18 protein-coding genes are annotated in these 15968 nt (G+C 71.9%); 12 read left to right on the top strand and 6 right to left on the bottom strand.

Annotation, left to right across the window (positions count from 1 at the left end):
• Positions 1 to 1091 (top strand): helix-turn-helix transcriptional regulator (locus JAN01S_RS14525; RefSeq protein WP_169797242.1); only part of this gene is annotated, 1091 nt, incomplete at its 5' end.
• Between the two features lie 109 nt (positions 1092 to 1200).
• Here the strand turns inward: JAN01S_RS14525 and JAN01S_RS14520 are convergent.
• From JAN01S_RS14520 to JAN01S_RS14510, 3 genes are all read right to left on the bottom strand, one after another.
• On the bottom strand, positions 1201 to 2049 hold the full coding sequence (locus JAN01S_RS14520) for an ABC transporter permease (RefSeq protein WP_068319326.1): 849 nt from the start codon (positions 2047 to 2049) through the stop codon (positions 1201 to 1203).
• Positions 2046 to 3014, bottom strand: a complete 969-nt coding sequence (locus JAN01S_RS14515; RefSeq protein ID WP_068319325.1) for an ATP-binding cassette domain-containing protein — start codon at positions 3012 to 3014, stop codon at positions 2046 to 2048. The genes JAN01S_RS14520 and JAN01S_RS14515 overlap by 4 nt, the downstream gene beginning before the upstream one ends.
• A 119-nt stretch (positions 3015 to 3133) precedes the next feature.
• Complete coding sequence (locus JAN01S_RS14510; protein WP_068319324.1) at positions 3134 to 3784, bottom strand: DedA family protein; 651 nt, start codon at positions 3782 to 3784, stop codon at positions 3134 to 3136.
• A 20-nt stretch (positions 3785 to 3804) separates the two neighbouring features.
• Here JAN01S_RS14510 and JAN01S_RS14505 point away from each other — a divergent pair, with 20 nt between their 5' ends.
• Positions 3805 to 4491 carry a TrmH family RNA methyltransferase gene (locus tag JAN01S_RS14505; RefSeq protein WP_068319323.1) on the top strand — a complete coding sequence of 229 codons (687 nt, stop codon included), beginning with the start codon at positions 3805 to 3807 and terminating at the stop codon, positions 4489 to 4491.
• 58 nt (positions 4492 to 4549) lie between these two features.
• On the opposite strand, the gene JAN01S_RS14500 is transcribed toward JAN01S_RS14505, so the two are convergent.
• Complete coding sequence (locus JAN01S_RS14500) at positions 4550 to 5851, bottom strand: acyltransferase family protein (protein ID WP_068319322.1); 1302 nt, start codon at positions 5849 to 5851, stop codon at positions 4550 to 4552.
• Positions 5852 to 5986: 135 nt separating this feature from the next.
• On the bottom strand, positions 5987 to 6685 hold the full coding sequence (locus tag JAN01S_RS14495; RefSeq protein ID WP_370670788.1) for a sodium:solute symporter family transporter: 699 nt from the start codon (positions 6683 to 6685) through the stop codon (positions 5987 to 5989).
• A 115-nt stretch (positions 6686 to 6800) separates the two neighbouring features.
• Between JAN01S_RS14495 and JAN01S_RS14490 the strand changes: the two genes are divergently transcribed.
• On the top strand, positions 6801 to 8000 hold the full coding sequence (locus tag JAN01S_RS14490) for a pyridoxal phosphate-dependent aminotransferase (RefSeq protein WP_068319321.1): 1200 nt from the start codon (positions 6801 to 6803) through the stop codon (positions 7998 to 8000).
• A 20-nt stretch (positions 8001 to 8020) separates the two neighbouring features.
• On the opposite strand, the gene JAN01S_RS14485 is transcribed toward JAN01S_RS14490, so the two are convergent.
• Positions 8021 to 8611 (bottom strand): lipoprotein LpqH, encoded by a 591-nt coding sequence (locus JAN01S_RS14485; protein WP_068319320.1) that lies wholly within the window; start codon positions 8609 to 8611, stop codon positions 8021 to 8023.
• Positions 8612 to 8718: 107 nt separating this feature from the next.
• Between JAN01S_RS14485 and JAN01S_RS14480 the strand changes: the two genes are divergently transcribed.
• From JAN01S_RS14480 to JAN01S_RS14440, 9 genes are all read left to right on the top strand, one after another.
• Positions 8719 to 9549: a GNAT family N-acetyltransferase gene (locus JAN01S_RS14480; RefSeq protein ID WP_068319319.1), complete on the top strand. Its 831-nt coding sequence runs from the start codon at positions 8719 to 8721 to the stop codon at positions 9547 to 9549.
• Positions 9546 to 10349, top strand: coding sequence for a hypothetical protein (locus JAN01S_RS14475; protein WP_068319318.1), 804 nt, complete (start codon positions 9546 to 9548; stop codon positions 10347 to 10349). The genes JAN01S_RS14480 and JAN01S_RS14475 overlap by 4 nt, the downstream gene beginning before the upstream one ends.
• Positions 10350 to 10537: 188 nt before the next feature.
• Positions 10538 to 11572 (top strand): class II fructose-bisphosphate aldolase, encoded by a 1035-nt coding sequence (fbaA, locus tag JAN01S_RS14470; RefSeq protein ID WP_068319317.1) that lies wholly within the window; start codon positions 10538 to 10540, stop codon positions 11570 to 11572.
• The gene (locus JAN01S_RS14465) at positions 11572 to 11973 is read left to right on the top strand and encodes a DUF3151 domain-containing protein (RefSeq protein ID WP_068319316.1); all 402 of its coding nucleotides are present in this window, start codon (positions 11572 to 11574) and stop codon (positions 11971 to 11973) included. The genes fbaA and JAN01S_RS14465 overlap by 1 nt, the downstream gene beginning before the upstream one ends.
• Before the next feature lie 206 nt (positions 11974 to 12179).
• On the top strand, positions 12180 to 12977 hold the full coding sequence (locus JAN01S_RS14460; RefSeq protein ID WP_157075775.1) for a helix-turn-helix transcriptional regulator: 798 nt from the start codon (positions 12180 to 12182) through the stop codon (positions 12975 to 12977).
• An 83-nt stretch (positions 12978 to 13060) separates the two neighbouring features.
• Positions 13061 to 14350, top strand: coding sequence for an adenylosuccinate synthase (locus tag JAN01S_RS14455; protein ID WP_068319314.1), 1290 nt, complete (start codon positions 13061 to 13063; stop codon positions 14348 to 14350).
• Positions 14351 to 14467: 117 nt separating this feature from the next.
• Complete coding sequence (locus JAN01S_RS14450; RefSeq protein WP_068319313.1) at positions 14468 to 14647, top strand: DUF5302 domain-containing protein; 180 nt, start codon at positions 14468 to 14470, stop codon at positions 14645 to 14647.
• Between the two features lie 93 nt (positions 14648 to 14740).
• Complete coding sequence (locus tag JAN01S_RS14445) at positions 14741 to 15232, top strand: SRPBCC family protein (RefSeq protein WP_068319312.1); 492 nt, start codon at positions 14741 to 14743, stop codon at positions 15230 to 15232.
• Positions 15233 to 15968, top strand: a 736-nt coding sequence (locus JAN01S_RS14440) for a phytoene desaturase family protein (RefSeq protein ID WP_157075774.1), incomplete at its 3' end; no start/stop codon positions are given. It lies immediately after the preceding gene.

Raw genomic sequence — 15968 nt, 5'->3', positions numbered from 1 at the left:
CCGCGCGCTTCGCCCTCCACGACGACGACCTGCGGCGGGCCCGGGCCGAACTGGTCGACATGCTCGGCGGCGTGGGGCCCGACGCGGGCTTCGACACCGTGCACGTCCTGCGCAGCCTGGTCGAGGTCGTCGCCCGGCAGGGCCGCGGCCGGGAGGCCTTGGAGCTCGCCGGCCGGGCCACCCGGGCCGCGTCGCACTTCGACACCCCGGTCGCCACCACCTGGTACATCGAGGCCATCGCCGAGGCGGTGGGCGGCTCCTTCGACCGGGTGGTGACGATCAGTGAGCGCGGCGTGCATCTGGCCCGGCAGCAGGACGACGAGCGCTACCTGCGCCGCCAGCTCGCCCACCTCGGCCTGGCCCGGCTGCACCTCGACGAGCTCGACGCGGCCGTGGCCGCGTTCCGCGAGCTGCGCGACATCGACGCGGCCAGCGGCATCGGCGACCTGACCTCCCTTCGCTGGCATGCGGACGCGGTCACGGCACTCGCCGTGGCGGGCGAGGTCGACGAGGCCCGCGACCTGCTGGCCGCGGTGCGAGAGGGGATCGACGCCGGGTTGGGCTCGCCCGGGGTGGTCCTCGGGGTCGACCGTGCCGAGGCGGAGATCGGTGCGGCCACCGGTGACCTCGACGCCGCCCGTGAGCTGGCCATCCGCTCCGTCGACGAGGCCGCCGAGCGGCGGCTGCCCGTCGAGGAGGCGCGCTCGCTCGTCACGCTCGCCCACGTGGAGCGGCGGGCGCGGCGCACCGGCCGCAGCCGCGAGGCCGCCGCCCGGGCGCGCGAGGTCCTGCGGCCGCTGCACGCCGTGCCGTGGTCGACCTGGGTCCAGGCGAAGTTCCCCGAGGGAGCGGCCCTGCACAGCCTCGAACCCGAGGAGACCGACGGGCAGGACCCGCTCGCCGGCCTGACGCTCACCGAGCAGCAGGTCGCCGGGCTCGTCGCCGACGGCGCGAGCAACCGGGAGATCGCCCAGCGCCTGCACCTGAGCGTCAAGACGGTCGAGGGCACCCTCACCCGGATCTACCGCAAGACCGGGGTGCGCTCACGCACCCAGTTGGCCGCGCTCGTCCTCGGCCACGGCTCCCGCTGACCCGCGCATTTCCCCGGGGAAATGCGCGGTCGTGTCGGTCAGGAGCGCATTTCCCCGGGGAAATGCGCGCGACGGAGGTCGACGGTCAGCCAGACTGCCTGACCGTCGCTCAGTCGGTCGTGCGGGCGTTGAAGGCGCGCAGCGCCAGCGGGGCGATGACGAGGGTGATGCCGACCGACCAGATGATCGTCGCCAACTCGGGGTGGTGCAGCGGCCACGGCGCGTCGGGTCGCAGCGGCTGACCCGCGACGCCCCAGTTGTCCCGCATGGCCTGGCTCAGGGAGCTGATCGGGTTCCACTCGGCGATCGTGCGCAGCCACGTCGGCATGACGTCGGTGCGGGCGAAGGCGTTGGACAGGAACGTGATCGGGAAGATCGTCGTGAACATCAGCCCGTTGACCGCCTCGACCGAGCGCATCGCCGAGCCGACGAGGATGCCGATCCAGATCATCGCGAAGCCAAAGAGCAGCAGCAGCCCGTAGCCGATGAGCGCGTTGACCACGCCCTCGTGCAGCCGCCACCCGATGAACAGGCCCGTCACCGACATGACGGCCACGCCGATGCTCGAGTGGATGAGCGCGGCGATGCTGCGCGAGATGAGGATCGACGAGCGCCGGATGGGCAGCGACCGCAGTCGGTCGACCATGCCCTTGCCGATGTCGGTGTTGAGCCCGATCGCGACGATGAAGGCGCTGAAGGCGATCGTCTGCGCCATGATCCCGGGCAGCAGCCACGGCTTGTAGTCGACGCCGGGGATGTTGATCGACCCGCCGAAGACATAGGCGAAGAGCAGCACGAACATGATCGGCTGGATCGTCACGTCGGTGAGCATCTCGGGCTGGCGCTTGATGTGCGTGAGGTTGCGACGCACGAGGGTGGTGATCTGCCGGACGCGACCGGCGCCCTTCGGGGGCGTGGCAGGTCGGTCGACGGCGACGCTCTCGGTGACGGTGCTCATGCGGGGACCTCTTCGGGGTTGCTGGACTCCTCGGCGCGGTGGCCGGTGAGGGAGAGGAAGACGTCGTCGAGGCTCGGCCGCTGCATGCCGAGGTCGTCGACGTCGATGCCGGCCTCGTCGAGCTGCCGGGCGACCTGCGTCAGGGCGGCGACGTCACCCGAGGGGGCGGTGAGCCGGCGTGCGTCCTCGTCGACCCGGACCTCGCCGACGATCGCGCGCAGCAGGCCCGCGGCCTGCTGGACCTCGTCGGGCCGGGAGACCGTGACGACGAGGCTGGCGGCGCCGGACTGGTCCTTCAGCTCCAGCGGTGTGCCCCGGGCGATGACCCGACCGTGGTCGATGACGATGAGCTCGTCGGCCAGGTGGTCGGCCTCCTCGAGGTACTGGGTCGTGAGGAGCAGTGTCGTCCCGTCACGCACCAGTCCGCGCAGGACGTCCCACAGCTCGACCCGGCTGCGCGGGTCGAGACCCGTGGTCGGCTCGTCGAGGAAGAGCACCTCGGGCTGCGCGATGAGGCTGACCGCCAGGTCGATGCGGCGGCGCATGCCGCCCGAGTACTCCTTGACGATCTTGTCGCGCGCCTCGGTGAGGGAGAACTGCTCGAGCAACTCGTCACTACGACGCCGCACGAAGCGGCGGTCGAGCCCGTAGAGGTCACCGATGAGACGCAGGTTTTCCCTCCCCGTCAGCAGCTCGTCGACGGTGGCGCTCTGCGCCGTCAGGCCCATCGATGCCCGGACCGCGTCGGGCTCGCGCACGACGTCGTGACCGGCGACCCGGGCCGAGCCGCGGGTGGGCGTCGCGAGGGTGGTCATCATGCGCACGGTCGTTGTCTTGCCCGCGCCGTTGGGGCCCAGGAGGCCGAAGACGGTGCCCCGGGGCACCTCGAAACTCACGTCGTCGACGGCCACGAAGTCGCCGAAGGTCTTGACCAGCCCGGAGGCCTCGATCACGGGTGCGCTCATGTCGGATCAGCCTAGGTGGCGCCCCCGACAACGCACGAGCGGTTTTCGCCACCCCGCGCGGGTGGATGTATACGCGCTGGTGAAAGGTCAGCGCGCATACCTCCAACGGGGGAGTGGCGTCAGTCGAGCGACTCCACGTCGATCTGGTCGTCGGGGTCGTGGGTGCGGCGCATCGAGCGCCGGACCATCCACACCAGCACACCCACCGCAGCGAGGATGATCAGCAGGTAGACGACCTTGCTGATCGGGTCCATGTACTGCTCGACGAGGTGGTAGCGGTCGCCGAGCTGGTGGCCGATCCAGATGAAGAGCGAGTTCCAGATGAGCGAGCCGGCCGTGGTGTAGCCGAGGAACTGCACGAGCGGCATCCGGTCGATGCCCGCGGGGATCGAGATCAGGCTGCGGATCCCGGGGACGAAGCGCCCGAAGAAGACCGCCTTGGGCCCGTGCCTGCCGAACCACGCGTCTGTCTTGTCGATGTCGGCGACGTCGACGAGGGGCATCCGGTGCGCGATGACCCGCAGCCGCTCCAGCCCGAGCGCCGCGCCGATGCCGTAGAGCAGCAGCGCGCCGGTGACCGACCCGAGCGTGGCCCACAGGATCGCCTCGACCATCGAGTAGCGTCCCTGGGCCGCGGTGAAGCCGGCGAGCGGCAGAATCACCTCGCTGGGGATCGGCGGGAAGAGGTTCTCGAGGAAGATGCCGAGCGCGATGCCAGGTCCCCCGATGCTGTCCATCAGCTCGAGGACCCAGTCGACGATGGTGTTCATGCAGCCCTTCCGAGGCGGTGATGTCTACGGTGGGGCACGTGAGCACCCCGGACGATGGTACGGGCGCGTCCTCCGCGTCCGCTGTGAGCCATGGCGTCGGCCCGTGGCAGGGGTCGTGGCCCGATGACGAGCGCCTCGACCCGCACCTGCTGCGGGAGGGCGACCGGCGTAATGTCGAGGACCGGTACCGCTACTGGTCGCACGAGGCGATCACCGCCGACCTCGCCACCCGGCGGCACGAGTTCCACGTCGCGATCGAGAACTGGGAGCACGACTTCAACATCGGCTCGGTCGTGCGCACCGCCAACGCGATGGGAGCGGCCGCCTTCCACATCGTCGGCAAGCGGCGGTGGAACCGCCGCGGTGCGATGGTCACCGACCGCTACCAGGTCGAGCACCACCATCCGGACGTCGCCGACCTCGTGGAGTGGGCGAGCACCGCGGGCGAAGGGGGGACCCCCCTTCGCATCATCGGGATCGACAACGTGCCGGGCGCCGTCCCGATCGAGACCCACGACCTGCCGCGGCAGTGCGTCCTCGTCCTCGGCCAGGAGGGTCCGGGGATCTCGCCCGAGATGCTCGCGGCCTGCGACGTCGTCCTGGAGATCAGCCAGTTCGGCTCGACTCGCTCGATGAACGCCGGTGCCGCCGCGGCCATCGCGATGCACGCGTGGGTGCGGCGGCACACCTTCGGCCAGCGCCCATAGACCCCCCCGCCTCCGTGCATCTCATGACGCACGGAGGCGGGATCCGGGTGGAAGGGGGTCAGGCCCGTGGGTGCAGCGCCCGCAGCGGCACCATCCGCAGGACGAGCAGGGCCGCGACCGGCAGCACCGGCCAGATCCAGTGCACGCCGTCGGCGGAGACGATGCCGGACTTGGCCATGACGGCCAGGCCACCGCACACCGCGACCGTCGCGACGACCGGACGCCACACGCTCGGGGCCGGGCGCAGGTCGATGCTCGGGTCCTCGAGCCGGCCGAAGACCGCGATGAGGGCGATCGTCACGACGGCGCAGACCGCGAACCACACCGGCCGGGTCGCCCACCACTGACCGCTCGCCGGCTCCAGCCCGAGGCCACGGCCGTCGAGGGCCAGCGAGAGGCCGACGAGGGCGAGCATCGCCGTCATGTGCCACAGGTAGAGGGTCATGATGCGGGCGTTGACGGCGATCGTCGCCCGCCACGCCGCCGGCCGCTGGAGCCAGGTGTTGAGCCGGCGCTCGGCGAGCAGGGCGAGCCCGATCTGGAACATCCCGAGGAAGAGCAGCGTGACGCGGGCGGGGTAGGAGTTCTCCACCGGCTGGCCGGTGCCGACCATGGCGACCGGGTAGGGCCCGAAGTGCACGAGTGCGGCCACGGCGCCAAGACCGATGGCGGACAACGCGATCCGCCGCGCTGCGCTGTCCAGGGCGCCGTCACGCCAGGCATAGCCGAGCTGGTGCACGCTCGCCCAGACGAAGAGGTAGTTGACGAAGCCGATGAGGACCGAGCCGGTCGAGATCGAGACGTAGTCGACGATCCCGGCGACGGCCATACCTCCGAAGAAGCTCCACCAGCCGTAGCGCTCCCAGAGCCGGAGCGTCAGCGGGGCCACCGCGACGACGAGGACGTAGGCCGCGAGGAACCAGGTGGGCACCAGGGCCGACTGGCTCGCGAGCCGCAGCAGGTCGGGAGAGGCACCGGCCGCCACGCCCACCGAGCAGATCGCCAGCCAGGCGATGAGGAGCGGCAGGACCGGGGTCATCAGGCGGCGCAGTCGGGCGCGCTGCCACGTCGCCCAGGTGTCCCCCTTCGCCCGCGCGGAGCGCCACGACGTGGCATTGGCGTACCCGCCGACGAGGAAGAAGAGAGGCATCACCTGCAGGACCCAGGTCAGGCCCTGCAGCGGTCGGACGAGGTCAAGGGTGTTGGCCATCGAGATCTCGCCGTCGCGCACGACCACGGCTGCCATCAGCCAGTGGCCGAGCACGACGACGCCGATCGCGACGGCGCGGTAGAGGTCGACGACCCGGTTGCGGGTGTCCGGGGTGGCCGCCGCGAGGCGGGAGATCGTGGTCGTGTCCATGACCACGAGACTCGCGCCCCGCGACGAAGGGGGGATCCGCCGGAGTACTCAGGTCCCCGGCGTCCCGATACTCATCCCGCGGTCCACGCTCCCCGAGGAGGTCGCGCAGCGACGGTCTCGAGGGGCCGGACCCGGTTACGGGGCGGTCGTCAGGTCGATGTCGCCCCGGTCGCGGGCGAGGTCGCGCTCCATCCGGTCGAACTCCTCGCCGATGCCCGGGTCGTCGGACCGCTGGGCCAGCGAGACGGCCACGGCGACGAGCAGGTTGAGCAGGAAGCCCGGGACGATCTCGTACATCCGGTCGCTCAGGCTGTCGATGTTGCCCCAGGCGAAGACCGTGACGGCACCGACGATCATGCCGGCGAGCGCGCCGTGGGCGGTCAGGCGGCGCCAGTAGAGCGAGAGCAGGATGATCGGGCCGAAGGCGGCACCGAAGCCGGCCCACGCGAAGGCGACGAGCTCGAGGATCGCCGAGTCGGGGTCGAGCGCGAGGACGAGCCCGACGAGGGCGACGACGAGCACGCCGATGCGGCCGTACATGAGCAGGGCCGTGTCGGAGGCCTTGCGACCGGTGAGGTTGACGAGGTCCTCGACGAGCGCGGAGGAGCAGACGACGAGCTGGCTCGACATCGTCGACATGATCGCCGCGAGCACGGCGGCCAGGACGAATCCGGCGACGAGCGGGTGGAAGAAGATCTGGCTCAGCAGCAGGAAGACGGTCTCCGGGTCCTCGATCGCCTTGGCCGGGTCGGGCCCGTTGAAGTACGCGACACCGATGAGGGCCGTGGTGATGGCACCGAGGGCGGTGATGATCATCCAGGTCGTGCTGACGATCCGGCCGTAGTCTCGGACACGACGGGTCCTCTCCGGTTGGTGTGGCCGGGAGACGCTACACCCTGCGCGTGGCCCCGGTCACACCCGTGATGGCCCGAGGGGTGAGGATGTCCCCATGACCACCCCCTTCGCCCCGTCCTCCCGGTCCGCGGTCGCCCCCTTTGAGGTCATGGACGTCCTCGCCACCGTCGCGCGGATGCGCGCGGAGGGCCGGGAGGTCATCTCGCTGTGCGCCGGCGAGCCGAGCCAGGGCGCCCCGAGCGCGGTGCAGGCCGCGGCGTCCCGCATCCACGGCGAGGCACGGCCGCTCGGGTACACGCCGGCCCTGGGGACGGCCCCCCTGCGCGCGGCGATCGCCGGCCACTACGCCCGGTGGTACGGGCTCGACCTCGACCCGGCGGAGGTCGCGGTGACGACGGGCTCGTCGGGAGGCTTCGTCCTGGCCTTCCTCGCGGCCTTCGACCACGGCGACCGGGTCGCGTTGGCCCGACCCGGGTACCCCGCGTACCGCAACATCCTCGCCTCGCTCGGCTGCGAGGTCGTCGACATCGCGACGGGGCCGGTCGAGCGCTACCAGCCGACCGTCGCCCAGCTCGAGGAGGAGCACGCCCGCGCCCCGCTCGCCGGACTCGTCCTCGCCTCACCGGCCAACCCCACGGGCACGATGGTCGACCGTGGCGAGCTCGCCGCGATCGCCGCGTGGTGCAGCGCGCACGGGGTGCGCCTGGTGAGCGACGAGATCTACCACGGCGTCACCTACGGCGACGGCCCCGATGCGAAGGGGGTCTGCGCCCGGGAGGTCGACGAGCACGCCATCGTCGTCTCCTCCTTCAGCAAGTACTGGGGGATGACCGGGTGGCGGCTCGGCTGGCTGCTCGTGCCGCAGGACCTGCGGGCGGCCGTCGACGCGCTCGCCGGCAACATCGCGCTCTGCCCGCCGGCGGCGGCGCAGGAGGCGGCGGTCGCGGCCTTCGACGAGGCGACCTATGCCGAAGGGGAGGCCGCGCGCCTGGAGTTCGCCCGTGCCCGGGAGGTGCTGCTCGCCCGCGCGCCCGAGCTCGGTTGGGGCGCAGCGGCGCCCGCCGACGGCGCCTTCTACTACTGGGCGGAGCTGGGCGAGGCGATGCACGGCTTCGCCGACGCCCGCGAGTACGCGAGCGCCCTGCTCGAGGCGACCGGCGTGGCCGTCACGCCCGGGGGCGACTTCGACCCGGTCGCCGGGTCGCGCTGCGTGCGGCTGTCCCTGGCTGCCGGGCCCGAGGCCATCGCGGAGGCGCTGGACCGGATCATCGCCTGGCAGGGCGCTCACGGCTGAGGCGCTGCGGTGGGCTGGCGTCAGCCGGGCGGGATCTGGTCGCCCTCGTCGGTGAGGCCACCCCACGACGGGCAGGAGATCTCGACGGTGAAGGGGATGTCGTCGCGCTGCGCGCCGTCGACGGTGCCACGGGCAGTGCCCTCGGCCCGCACCGACGTCTCCGACATCGTCACCGTCGTCTCGTCGGTGATGGCGTGGACGTCCCCGGACGGCCCCCCGGTCACCAAGACGTTCCTCACGTCCGACACCTTGCCGTCCGCGATGTCGAAGTCGACGCTGACGAACATCGCGTCGGCGATCTCCTCCAGCGGCACGTCCTCCAGGAGGCCTGCGGTGCCCTTGGTCTCGGCGTCGTTCTTCTGGCACTTGACGCGCCAGGAGTCGGCCGTGAGGGGTGTGCCGTCGACGACGACGCTGTGGGTCCCTGCGGCCCCGGACGAGCCGGCCGACGTCTCGGAGGAGGCGGCCGAGCCGCTGGAGGAGGCGGCGGCCGAGCCGCTGGAGGAGGTGGCGTCCGACGAGCTGTCGGAGTCGGAGCCACATCCTCCCGCCGCGAGGACGAGCGTGGTGGCAGCGGCGGCGATCAGCCGGTGGCGGGTCGCGGTGAGCACAGGTGGATCCCCTTCGTCGTGACGTGTCGGGGCAGCGTCCCCCCGGTCGCGTGCTCGACGTTAACAAGGAGGACGCGGGTCCGCAGCACGTGGCAGGCTGCGCGAGCATGACGCTCCTTGAGGAGTTCCACCGGCAGATCCGGCTGGCCGGACGTGAGGACGAGCCGCGCCCGGGACTGATGCAGGACCGTGACGGCCCCGTGCGGCGGACGTGGTCGCAGGACCCGGCGGGGTTCGCGATGGTCGAGTGCCCGGAGGGGCTCGGCGAGGACCCGGACCGCTGGATCGACCGGCAGGTCGAGTTCTTCGGCGCCCGGGGGCAGGAGGTCGAGTGGAAGACCTACGACTACGACGAGCCCGCTGACCTGCTCGAGCGGTTGCGGGACAAGGGATTCGTCATCGAGGACGACGAGGCCCTCGTCCTCGGCGAGACGGCGGCACTCGTCCACCCCGTCGAGGCGAAGGGGGTGGCCCTACGACAGGTCGACGCGGACGACGACGGGGCCTTTGCTGGGATCGCGGACCTCTCCAAGATCGTGTGGGGCCGCCGTGGCGGCCACACGGCCGAGTTGCGCGAGGAGTTGCGGGCGAGCCCGGACCTCATCGACGTCTTCGTCGCCCGGGCAGCCGAGCCCTTGGCCGGCGAAGCGGAGGTGCCAACCGTCGAGGTCGGGCAGGTGGTGTGTGCCGCGTGGGTGCGCTACTCGCCGGGGGCCGACTTCTGCTCCTTCTGGGGCGGCTCGACCCACCCCGCAGCACGTCGCCGTGGGATCTACCGCGCCCTCGTCGCCGAACGGGCGCGCTGTGCGACCGAGCGCGGCTTCCCCTTCGTCCGGGTGGACTGCAGCCCGGACTCGCTGCCGATCCTCACCCGTCTGGGGCTGCAGCGGGTCGCCACGACCGTACCGGCCATCCTCGCCCCGGGGCGGGCGTCGTGACCGGGGCGCTGGCCGCGCTGGAGGAGGCGACGGAGCAGTGGCAGCGGCAGCTCGACCTCGACGCGCGCATCGCCCGCACCCGGGCGGACGTGCCGCTCCTGGACGCTGAGGCGGGGCGCACCGGCGACCGCTTCGCGATCGGCAACGCGCAGGCCGCGCGCGAGTACCTCGCCGGCCTCGAGCGGGAGCGGGCCGGGCTCGGGGACGCCGTCGCCCGCTACGAGCGGGCGGCAGCGGACCGGGAGGCCGAGTTCGTCGGTGGCGGCGGTCCCGTCGCGACCCGGCTCACGGCGATCGCCCACGAGCGCGGCCGGGCGCAGGCCCTGCTGCGCGAGCTGCACGAGGCGCTGGACGCCGGTCGTCGGGCCGAGGCACTGCTGTCGCAGGCGCGCGAGCAGCTGGAGATGATCTGGCGGCTGAGCTCGGCGGACAGCTCGCTCATCTCCAGCCCGCTCATCGACCTCGACAAGTACACCCGCGTCGCCCCGGCCAACGAGCTGCTCCTGCAGGTCAACGCCGCACTCGCCGATCTGGGACGCGAGGTCGCCGACACGGGGATGCACGCGTCCTTCGCGCCGCTGCCACCTCTCGAGATCTCCGGGGCGGCCAAGGCCTTCGACATCCTCAACACGATCGGCGTCGAGACGCACGTCTCCCTACGGGCCAGCCGGGCCGTGACGACGGTCCACCACTGCCGCGACGCCGTGCGCACGGTCCTCGCGGAGCTGGACCGGCGCCGTGCCGCCACCGAGGCGCAGTCGCACGCGCTCGCCGCGGAGCGCCACGACCTGCTCCGCTGAGCTCGGCCTCCCCTTCGCCGCGACCTCGACCGTGAAGTGACTCGCGGGTACGACGACATGCTCGACGGCGGGCCGTGGCCGCGTCCGGCGCAGGCGGGGCGAAGGGAGCGGGTGGGCTCCCCCTTCGGCCCACGGTCTGCGAGGATCGTCCGCAAGACCACAGCACCCGCGCAGGAGGCACCACCGACATGCCCATCGCCACTCCCGACGTCTATCGCGACATGCTCGACCGCGCGAAGGCCGGGTCCTTCGCCTACCCGGCCATCAACGTCACCTCGAGCCAGACGCTCAATGCCGCCATCCGGGGCTTCGCCGAGGCCGGCAGCGACGGCATCGTCCAGGTCTCCACCGGCGGTGGCGAGTACCTCTCTGGCCCGACGATCAAGGACATGGTGACCGGCTCGCTCGCGCTGGCCGCCTACGCGGAGCACGTCGCCAAGAACTACGACGTCAACATCGCGCTGCACACCGACCACTGCCCCAAGGACAAGCTCGACGGGTTCGTCCGTCCGCTGCTCGCGGCGAGCAAGGAACGCCGGGACAAGACCGGGCTCCCGATCTTCCAGTCGCACATGTGGGACGGCTCGGCCGTGCCGCTGGAGGAGAACCTGCAGATCGCGCAGGAGCTGCTCGAGCTCTCCGCGGCCGCCGACATCATCCTCGAGGTGGAGATCGGCGTCGTCGGTGGCGAGGAGGACGGCGTCGCCAACGAGATCAACGACCAGCTGTACACCACCCCCGAGGACGCGCTCGCGACCGTCGCGGCGCTGGGCCTGGGGGAGAAGGGCCGCTACATGACGGCCCTGACCTTCGGCAACGTCCACGGGGTCTACAAGCCGGGCAACGTCAAGCTGCGGCCCGAGATCCTCAAGCAGTGCCAGGACGCGATCGTGGCCAAGCACGGCACCGACCACGGCGAGCGTCCCCTCGACCTCGTCTTCCACGGCGGCTCCGGGTCCACCGCGCAGGAGATCTCCGACGCGGTCGACTACGGCGTCATCAAGATGAACGTCGACACCGACACCCAGTACGCCTTCACCCGCCCGGTCGCCGGCTGGATGCTGGAGAACTACACCGGCGTGCTCAAGATCGACGGCGAGGTCGGCAACAAGAAGCAGTACGACCCCCGCTCCTGGGGCAAGGAGGCCGAGGCGTCGATGGCCGCCCGCATCGTCGAGGCCTGCGAGAACCTGCGCTCGGCCGGGACGTCGGTGAAGGCCTGATGGACAACCTGCTCGGCATCCCGGAGACCCGCCTGCCCGAGGACCCCGCGACCGCGCGGATCGACGCCGGTGAGGACGCCGCTGCGGTGGCGGCGGACCTCCCTTCGTCCTCCCTGCCGTGGGCGGTCCTCGCCGAGGCCGCGCTCGATGGCGGACGCTCCATCGAGGCCTACGCCTACGCCCGCACCGGCTACCACCGCGGGCTCGACGCGCTGCGCCGCTCCGGCTGGAAGGGCCAGGGGCCCGTGCCGTGGTCGCACGTGCCCAATCGCGGATTCCTGCGCGCGCTCGCCGCGCTGTCCCAGGCCGCCGGTGAGATCGAGGAGACCGAGGAGGAGGCGCGCTGCCGCACCTTCCTCACCGACTCGTCGCTGGAGGCGGCCCGGGCGCTGCTCGGCTGACCCAACCCCGGCACGACGAAGGGCGTCACGACCTGGTCGTGACGCCCTTCGACGCGGTCCGGTGTCCCGTGCCCGGAGAGTGCGAGGCGCCGGGCGCCGCTCTGAGTCCCCTGATCCATCGGCGGCGCCCGCGCGCAGGCCCCATTCTGCACCACGCCCGTCGACCAAGACGGCATGATGAGGCCACTGGCACTAACATGCCATTCATGTCTCCAACGCGGGTGCCCGACGACGAGCCGCTGCGCCGTCTCGAGCGCTATCTCGCGGAGGACAGCATCCGCATCGAGCAGGGCCGCGAAAAGCTCATCGACATCGGGGACGCGCTGATGACCCTGCGGGCCCGGATGCACAACATCGACCTCGGCGACGACCCCGGGGTGCAGGTCCTCACCCAGGAGATGGCGGCGCCGATGATCGACCGGCTCGCGGGCCAGGTCGACCGTGCCGACAACGTCATCCTCGACCTCGACGTGGGGGCCGGACGCGAAGAGGTCAATTCCCGCAACGAGCGGGCCCGCGCGGTCGAGGGCCAGGTGCAGCGGACCCTGCTGCACCCCAGCGTGCTCGGCACCGAGGTCGCGCGAGGCGAGCTCGCCGTCAAGCGCGGCGCCGGCCAGCAGCAGCGGGTCTCCGACCTCGTGGGCACCGAGTTCCTCCTCCTCGGCGACGAGGCCGTCATCACCCTCGCGGAGTGGGGCCGGCCCACCTCGCCGTACGTCTTCGTCCGCAACCCCGCGCTCGTCCGCAGCTTCGCGGCATGGTTCGACCTCATGTGGTCGGTCTCGCCGGAGGTCGAGGTGCAGGGTGGTGACGCCGACGAGGCCCTCATCCGGATGCTCGCCCTCGGCGCCAAGGACGAGATGATCGCCCGCACTCTGCACGTCGGGCTGCGCACCGTGCGCCGGCGTGTCGCCGCCCTGATGGACCAGTACGGCGTCGGCACCCGGCTGCAGCTCGGCGTCGCCCTCGAGCGCGACGGCCGCCTGCCGAGGGGCCCTCGGTAGACTGGGCCGGTGAGCAGCCGCGGGGCGTTCCCGCGGCTGACGTGCTGTCGAGCCCCGCCCGTCGCGGCGGGCGAGGAGGACCGATGCCGGCGATCGTGCTGATCGGAGCCCAGTGGGGCGACGAGGGCAAGGGCAAGGCCACCGACCTGATGGGCCACGACGTCGACTACGTCGTGAAGTTCAACGGTGGCAACAACGCGGGGCACACCGTCGTCATCGACGGTGAGAAGTACGCCCTCCACCTGCTGCCGTCGGGCATCCTCACCCCCACGGTCGTGCCCGTCATCGGCAACGGTGTCGTCATCGACCTCGAGGTCCTCTTCCAGGAGCTCGACGGACTCGACGCGCGCGGGGTGGACACCTCCAAGCTGCTCATCAGCGCCAACGCGCACCTCATCGCGCCCTACAACCGCACCCTCGACAAGGTGACCGAGCGCTTCCTCGGCAAGCGCAAGATCGGCACGACCGGCCGGGGGATCGGCCCGACCTACGCCGACAAGATGAACCGGGTCGGCATCCGCGTGCAGGACATCTTCGACGAGGGGATCCTGCGGCAGAAGGTCGAGGCGGCGCTCGACTTCAAGAACCAGGTCCTGGCGAAGATCTACAACACCCGAGCTGCCGACGTCGACGCCGTCGTCGAGGAGTTGCTCTCCTACGCCGACCGCCTGCGGCCGATGGTCGTCGACGCCAGCCTCGTGCTCGAGCAGGCCCTCGACGAGGGCAAGAACGTCCTGCTCGAGGCCGGCCAGGCCACGCTCCTGGACGTCGACCACGGCACCTACCCCTTCGTCACCTCGTCCTCGGCGACGGCCGGCGGGGCGTGCACCGGCTCCGGCATCCCGCCGACCCGCGTCAGCCGGGTCATCGCGATCCTCAAGGCCTACTCGACCCGCGTGGGCGAGGGTCCCTTCCCGACCGAGCTCTTCGACGACGACGGCGAGTTCCTGCGCAAGACCGGCCACGAGTACGGCACGACGACCGGTCGCCCGCGCCGCTGCGGCTGGCTCGACGCCGTCGTCGGTCGCTACGCCACCCGGATCAACGGCGTCACCGACTTCGTCATCACCAAGCTCGACGTCCTGACCGGGCTGGAGCGGGTGCCGATCTGCGTCGCCTACGAGATCGACGGCGAGCGGGTCGAGGAGATGCCGGTCAACCAGTCCGACGTCCACCACGCCCAGCCGATCTACGAGTACCTCGATGGCTGGTGGGAGGACATCACCGGGTGTCGCACCTTCGAGGAGCTGCCCGCCAACGCCCAGGCGTACGTCCTGCGTGCCGAGGAGCTCATCGGCGCCCGCGTCTCGGCGATCGGTGTCGGCCCCGGCCGCGAGGAGATCATCCAGCGCCACCCGCTCCTCGACGCCTGAGCCGGCCCTTTGCCCGGCCGCCCGGGCGAAAAGCCGTTGCCTGTCCTCCCTTCGTCCGGGATGGTGGTCGGACAGGGGCCGCGTCCGCGGTCCCGGCCGCCGACGAAGGGAGGTCCCATGAGCAAGCACGAGAGCGCTCCTGAGGACGTGAAGGCGAAGTTCCGGGAAGCGCTGGAGAAGAAGCAGTCGCACGGCGGGACATCCGTCTCGCCCGATGGGGCGCACGGCAAGGTCGAGGATGCGCACCGCGCGGAGACCAGTGCGACCCAGCAGATGTTCCGCCGCAAGAGCGGCTGATCGGACCTCTCCCAGATGGCGGCCCCCGGAGCGTGTGCTCCGGGGGCCGTCGGGGTAGGGGCAGGGTCCACGGACCCGACCCCGGAGGCGGCCATGAGTGACGTCGAGAGCGCGTCCCACGACCTGTCCCGCAGCGCCGCCGTGCGCTGGACCACCCGCGCCTCGCCGGAGCGCGTGTGGGCCGTGATCGAGGACGGCTGGACCTATGGCGCCTGGGTCGTCGGTGCCTCGCGGGTGCGCGCGGTCGACGCGTCGTGGCCGGCACCCGGTGCGCGACTGCACCACTCCGTCGGCGTGTGGCCCCTCGTGCGTGACGACACCACCTCCGTCGTCGAGTGCGACCCCGAGCGGATGTACGTGCTGCTGCGTGCCCGCGTCCGCCCGTGGGGCACACAGCTCGTCGAGCTCGAGGTCGGGGTGGGCGCCGACGGGACCGAGGTGACGATGCGCGAGGATGCCTCCGGTGGGCTCGCCGTGCTCGCCCCACCGCCGGCGCGCCGGCTCGCCCTGCGGGTGCGCAACCGCGAGGCACTGCACCGACTCTGCCTGCTCGCCGAGCGGGAGACGCGACACGAGGAGGTCTGAGTGGAGACCGTCGATGCCGTCGTCATCGGGGCGGGGCACCACGGGCTCGTCACCGCAGCGCTCCTCGCCGACGCCGGGTGGGACGTGCTCGTGGTCGAGGAGCGCGACCGGGTCGGGGGTGCCGTCGCGAGCCGCAGCGGCGACGGGTGGATCGAGGACGAGTTCAGCGCCTGCCACCCCCTCGCTGTCGCCTCACCGGTGCTGCGCGCGCTCGAGCTGGAGCAGCACGGGTTGGCGTGGGCGCACGCGCCGCGTCCACTCGCCCACGTGTCCGGACCGGACGAAGGGGGGGTCCCCCTCCTGCCCGAGGCCGAGGACACCGCCGCCGGGCTGGAGCAGGAGCACCCCGGCGACGGGCAGGCCTGGCTCGACATGGTCGAGCAGTACCGACGGGTGCGCGAGCCGCTGCTCGCGGCCCTGCTGACCCGCTGGCCGCCGGTCAAGGACACCGCGCGCCTCCTCGCGAGGCTGGGGCTGCGTGAGGCACCGGACCTCGCGCGGCTGGCCGTGCTGCCGGTGACCCAACTGGCGCGCGAGACCTTCGGTGGGCGCGGCGGCGGGCAGCTGCTCGCCGGCAACGCGATGCACGCCGACATCCCCCCGACGGCCGCCGGGAGCGGTCTCTACGGGTGGCTGATGACGATGCTCTGCCAGGACGTGGGCTTCCCCTCGCCCGTCGGCGGTGCCGGTCAGCTCGCCGAGGCGCTGCGGCGGCGGGCCGAGGCCGCCGGCGCCC

The sequence above is a fragment of the Janibacter anophelis NBRC 107843 genome (genome assembly GCF_001570945.1).
Lineage (GTDB): Bacteria > Actinomycetota > Actinomycetes > Actinomycetales > Dermatophilaceae > Janibacter > Janibacter anophelis.
This window is presented reverse-complemented; position numbering and strand designations above follow the sequence as displayed.

Excerpts from the sequence above, each read along its gene's own strand:
- JAN01S_RS14500 (WP_068319322.1), bottom strand. The coding sequence starts at position 5,851 with ATGGACACGACCACGATCTCCCGCCTCGCGGCGGCCACCCCGGACACC.
- JAN01S_RS14510 (WP_068319324.1), bottom strand. The coding sequence starts at position 3,784 with ATGAACACCATCGTCGACTGGGTCCTCGAGCTGATGGACAGCATCGGG.
- JAN01S_RS14460 (WP_157075775.1), top strand. The coding sequence starts at position 12,180 with ATGTCTCCAACGCGGGTGCCCGACGACGAGCCGCTGCGCCGTCTCGAG.
- JAN01S_RS14450 (WP_068319313.1), top strand. The coding sequence starts at position 14,468 with ATGAGCAAGCACGAGAGCGCTCCTGAGGACGTGAAGGCGAAGTTCCGG.
- JAN01S_RS14445 (WP_068319312.1), top strand. The coding sequence starts at position 14,741 with ATGAGTGACGTCGAGAGCGCGTCCCACGACCTGTCCCGCAGCGCCGCC.
- JAN01S_RS14465 (WP_068319316.1), top strand. The coding sequence starts at position 11,572 with ATGGACAACCTGCTCGGCATCCCGGAGACCCGCCTGCCCGAGGACCCC.
- JAN01S_RS14480 (WP_068319319.1), top strand. The coding sequence starts at position 8,719 with ATGACGCTCCTTGAGGAGTTCCACCGGCAGATCCGGCTGGCCGGACGT.
- fbaA (WP_068319317.1), top strand. The coding sequence starts at position 10,538 with ATGCCCATCGCCACTCCCGACGTCTATCGCGACATGCTCGACCGCGCG.
- JAN01S_RS14515 (WP_068319325.1), bottom strand. The coding sequence starts at position 3,014 with ATGAGCGCACCCGTGATCGAGGCCTCCGGGCTGGTCAAGACCTTCGGC.
- JAN01S_RS14520 (WP_068319326.1), bottom strand. The coding sequence starts at position 2,049 with ATGAGCACCGTCACCGAGAGCGTCGCCGTCGACCGACCTGCCACGCCC.
- JAN01S_RS14505 (WP_068319323.1), top strand. The coding sequence starts at position 3,805 with ATGTCTACGGTGGGGCACGTGAGCACCCCGGACGATGGTACGGGCGCG.
- JAN01S_RS14490 (WP_068319321.1), top strand. The coding sequence starts at position 6,801 with ATGACCACCCCCTTCGCCCCGTCCTCCCGGTCCGCGGTCGCCCCCTTT.
- JAN01S_RS14455 (WP_068319314.1), top strand. The coding sequence starts at position 13,061 with ATGCCGGCGATCGTGCTGATCGGAGCCCAGTGGGGCGACGAGGGCAAG.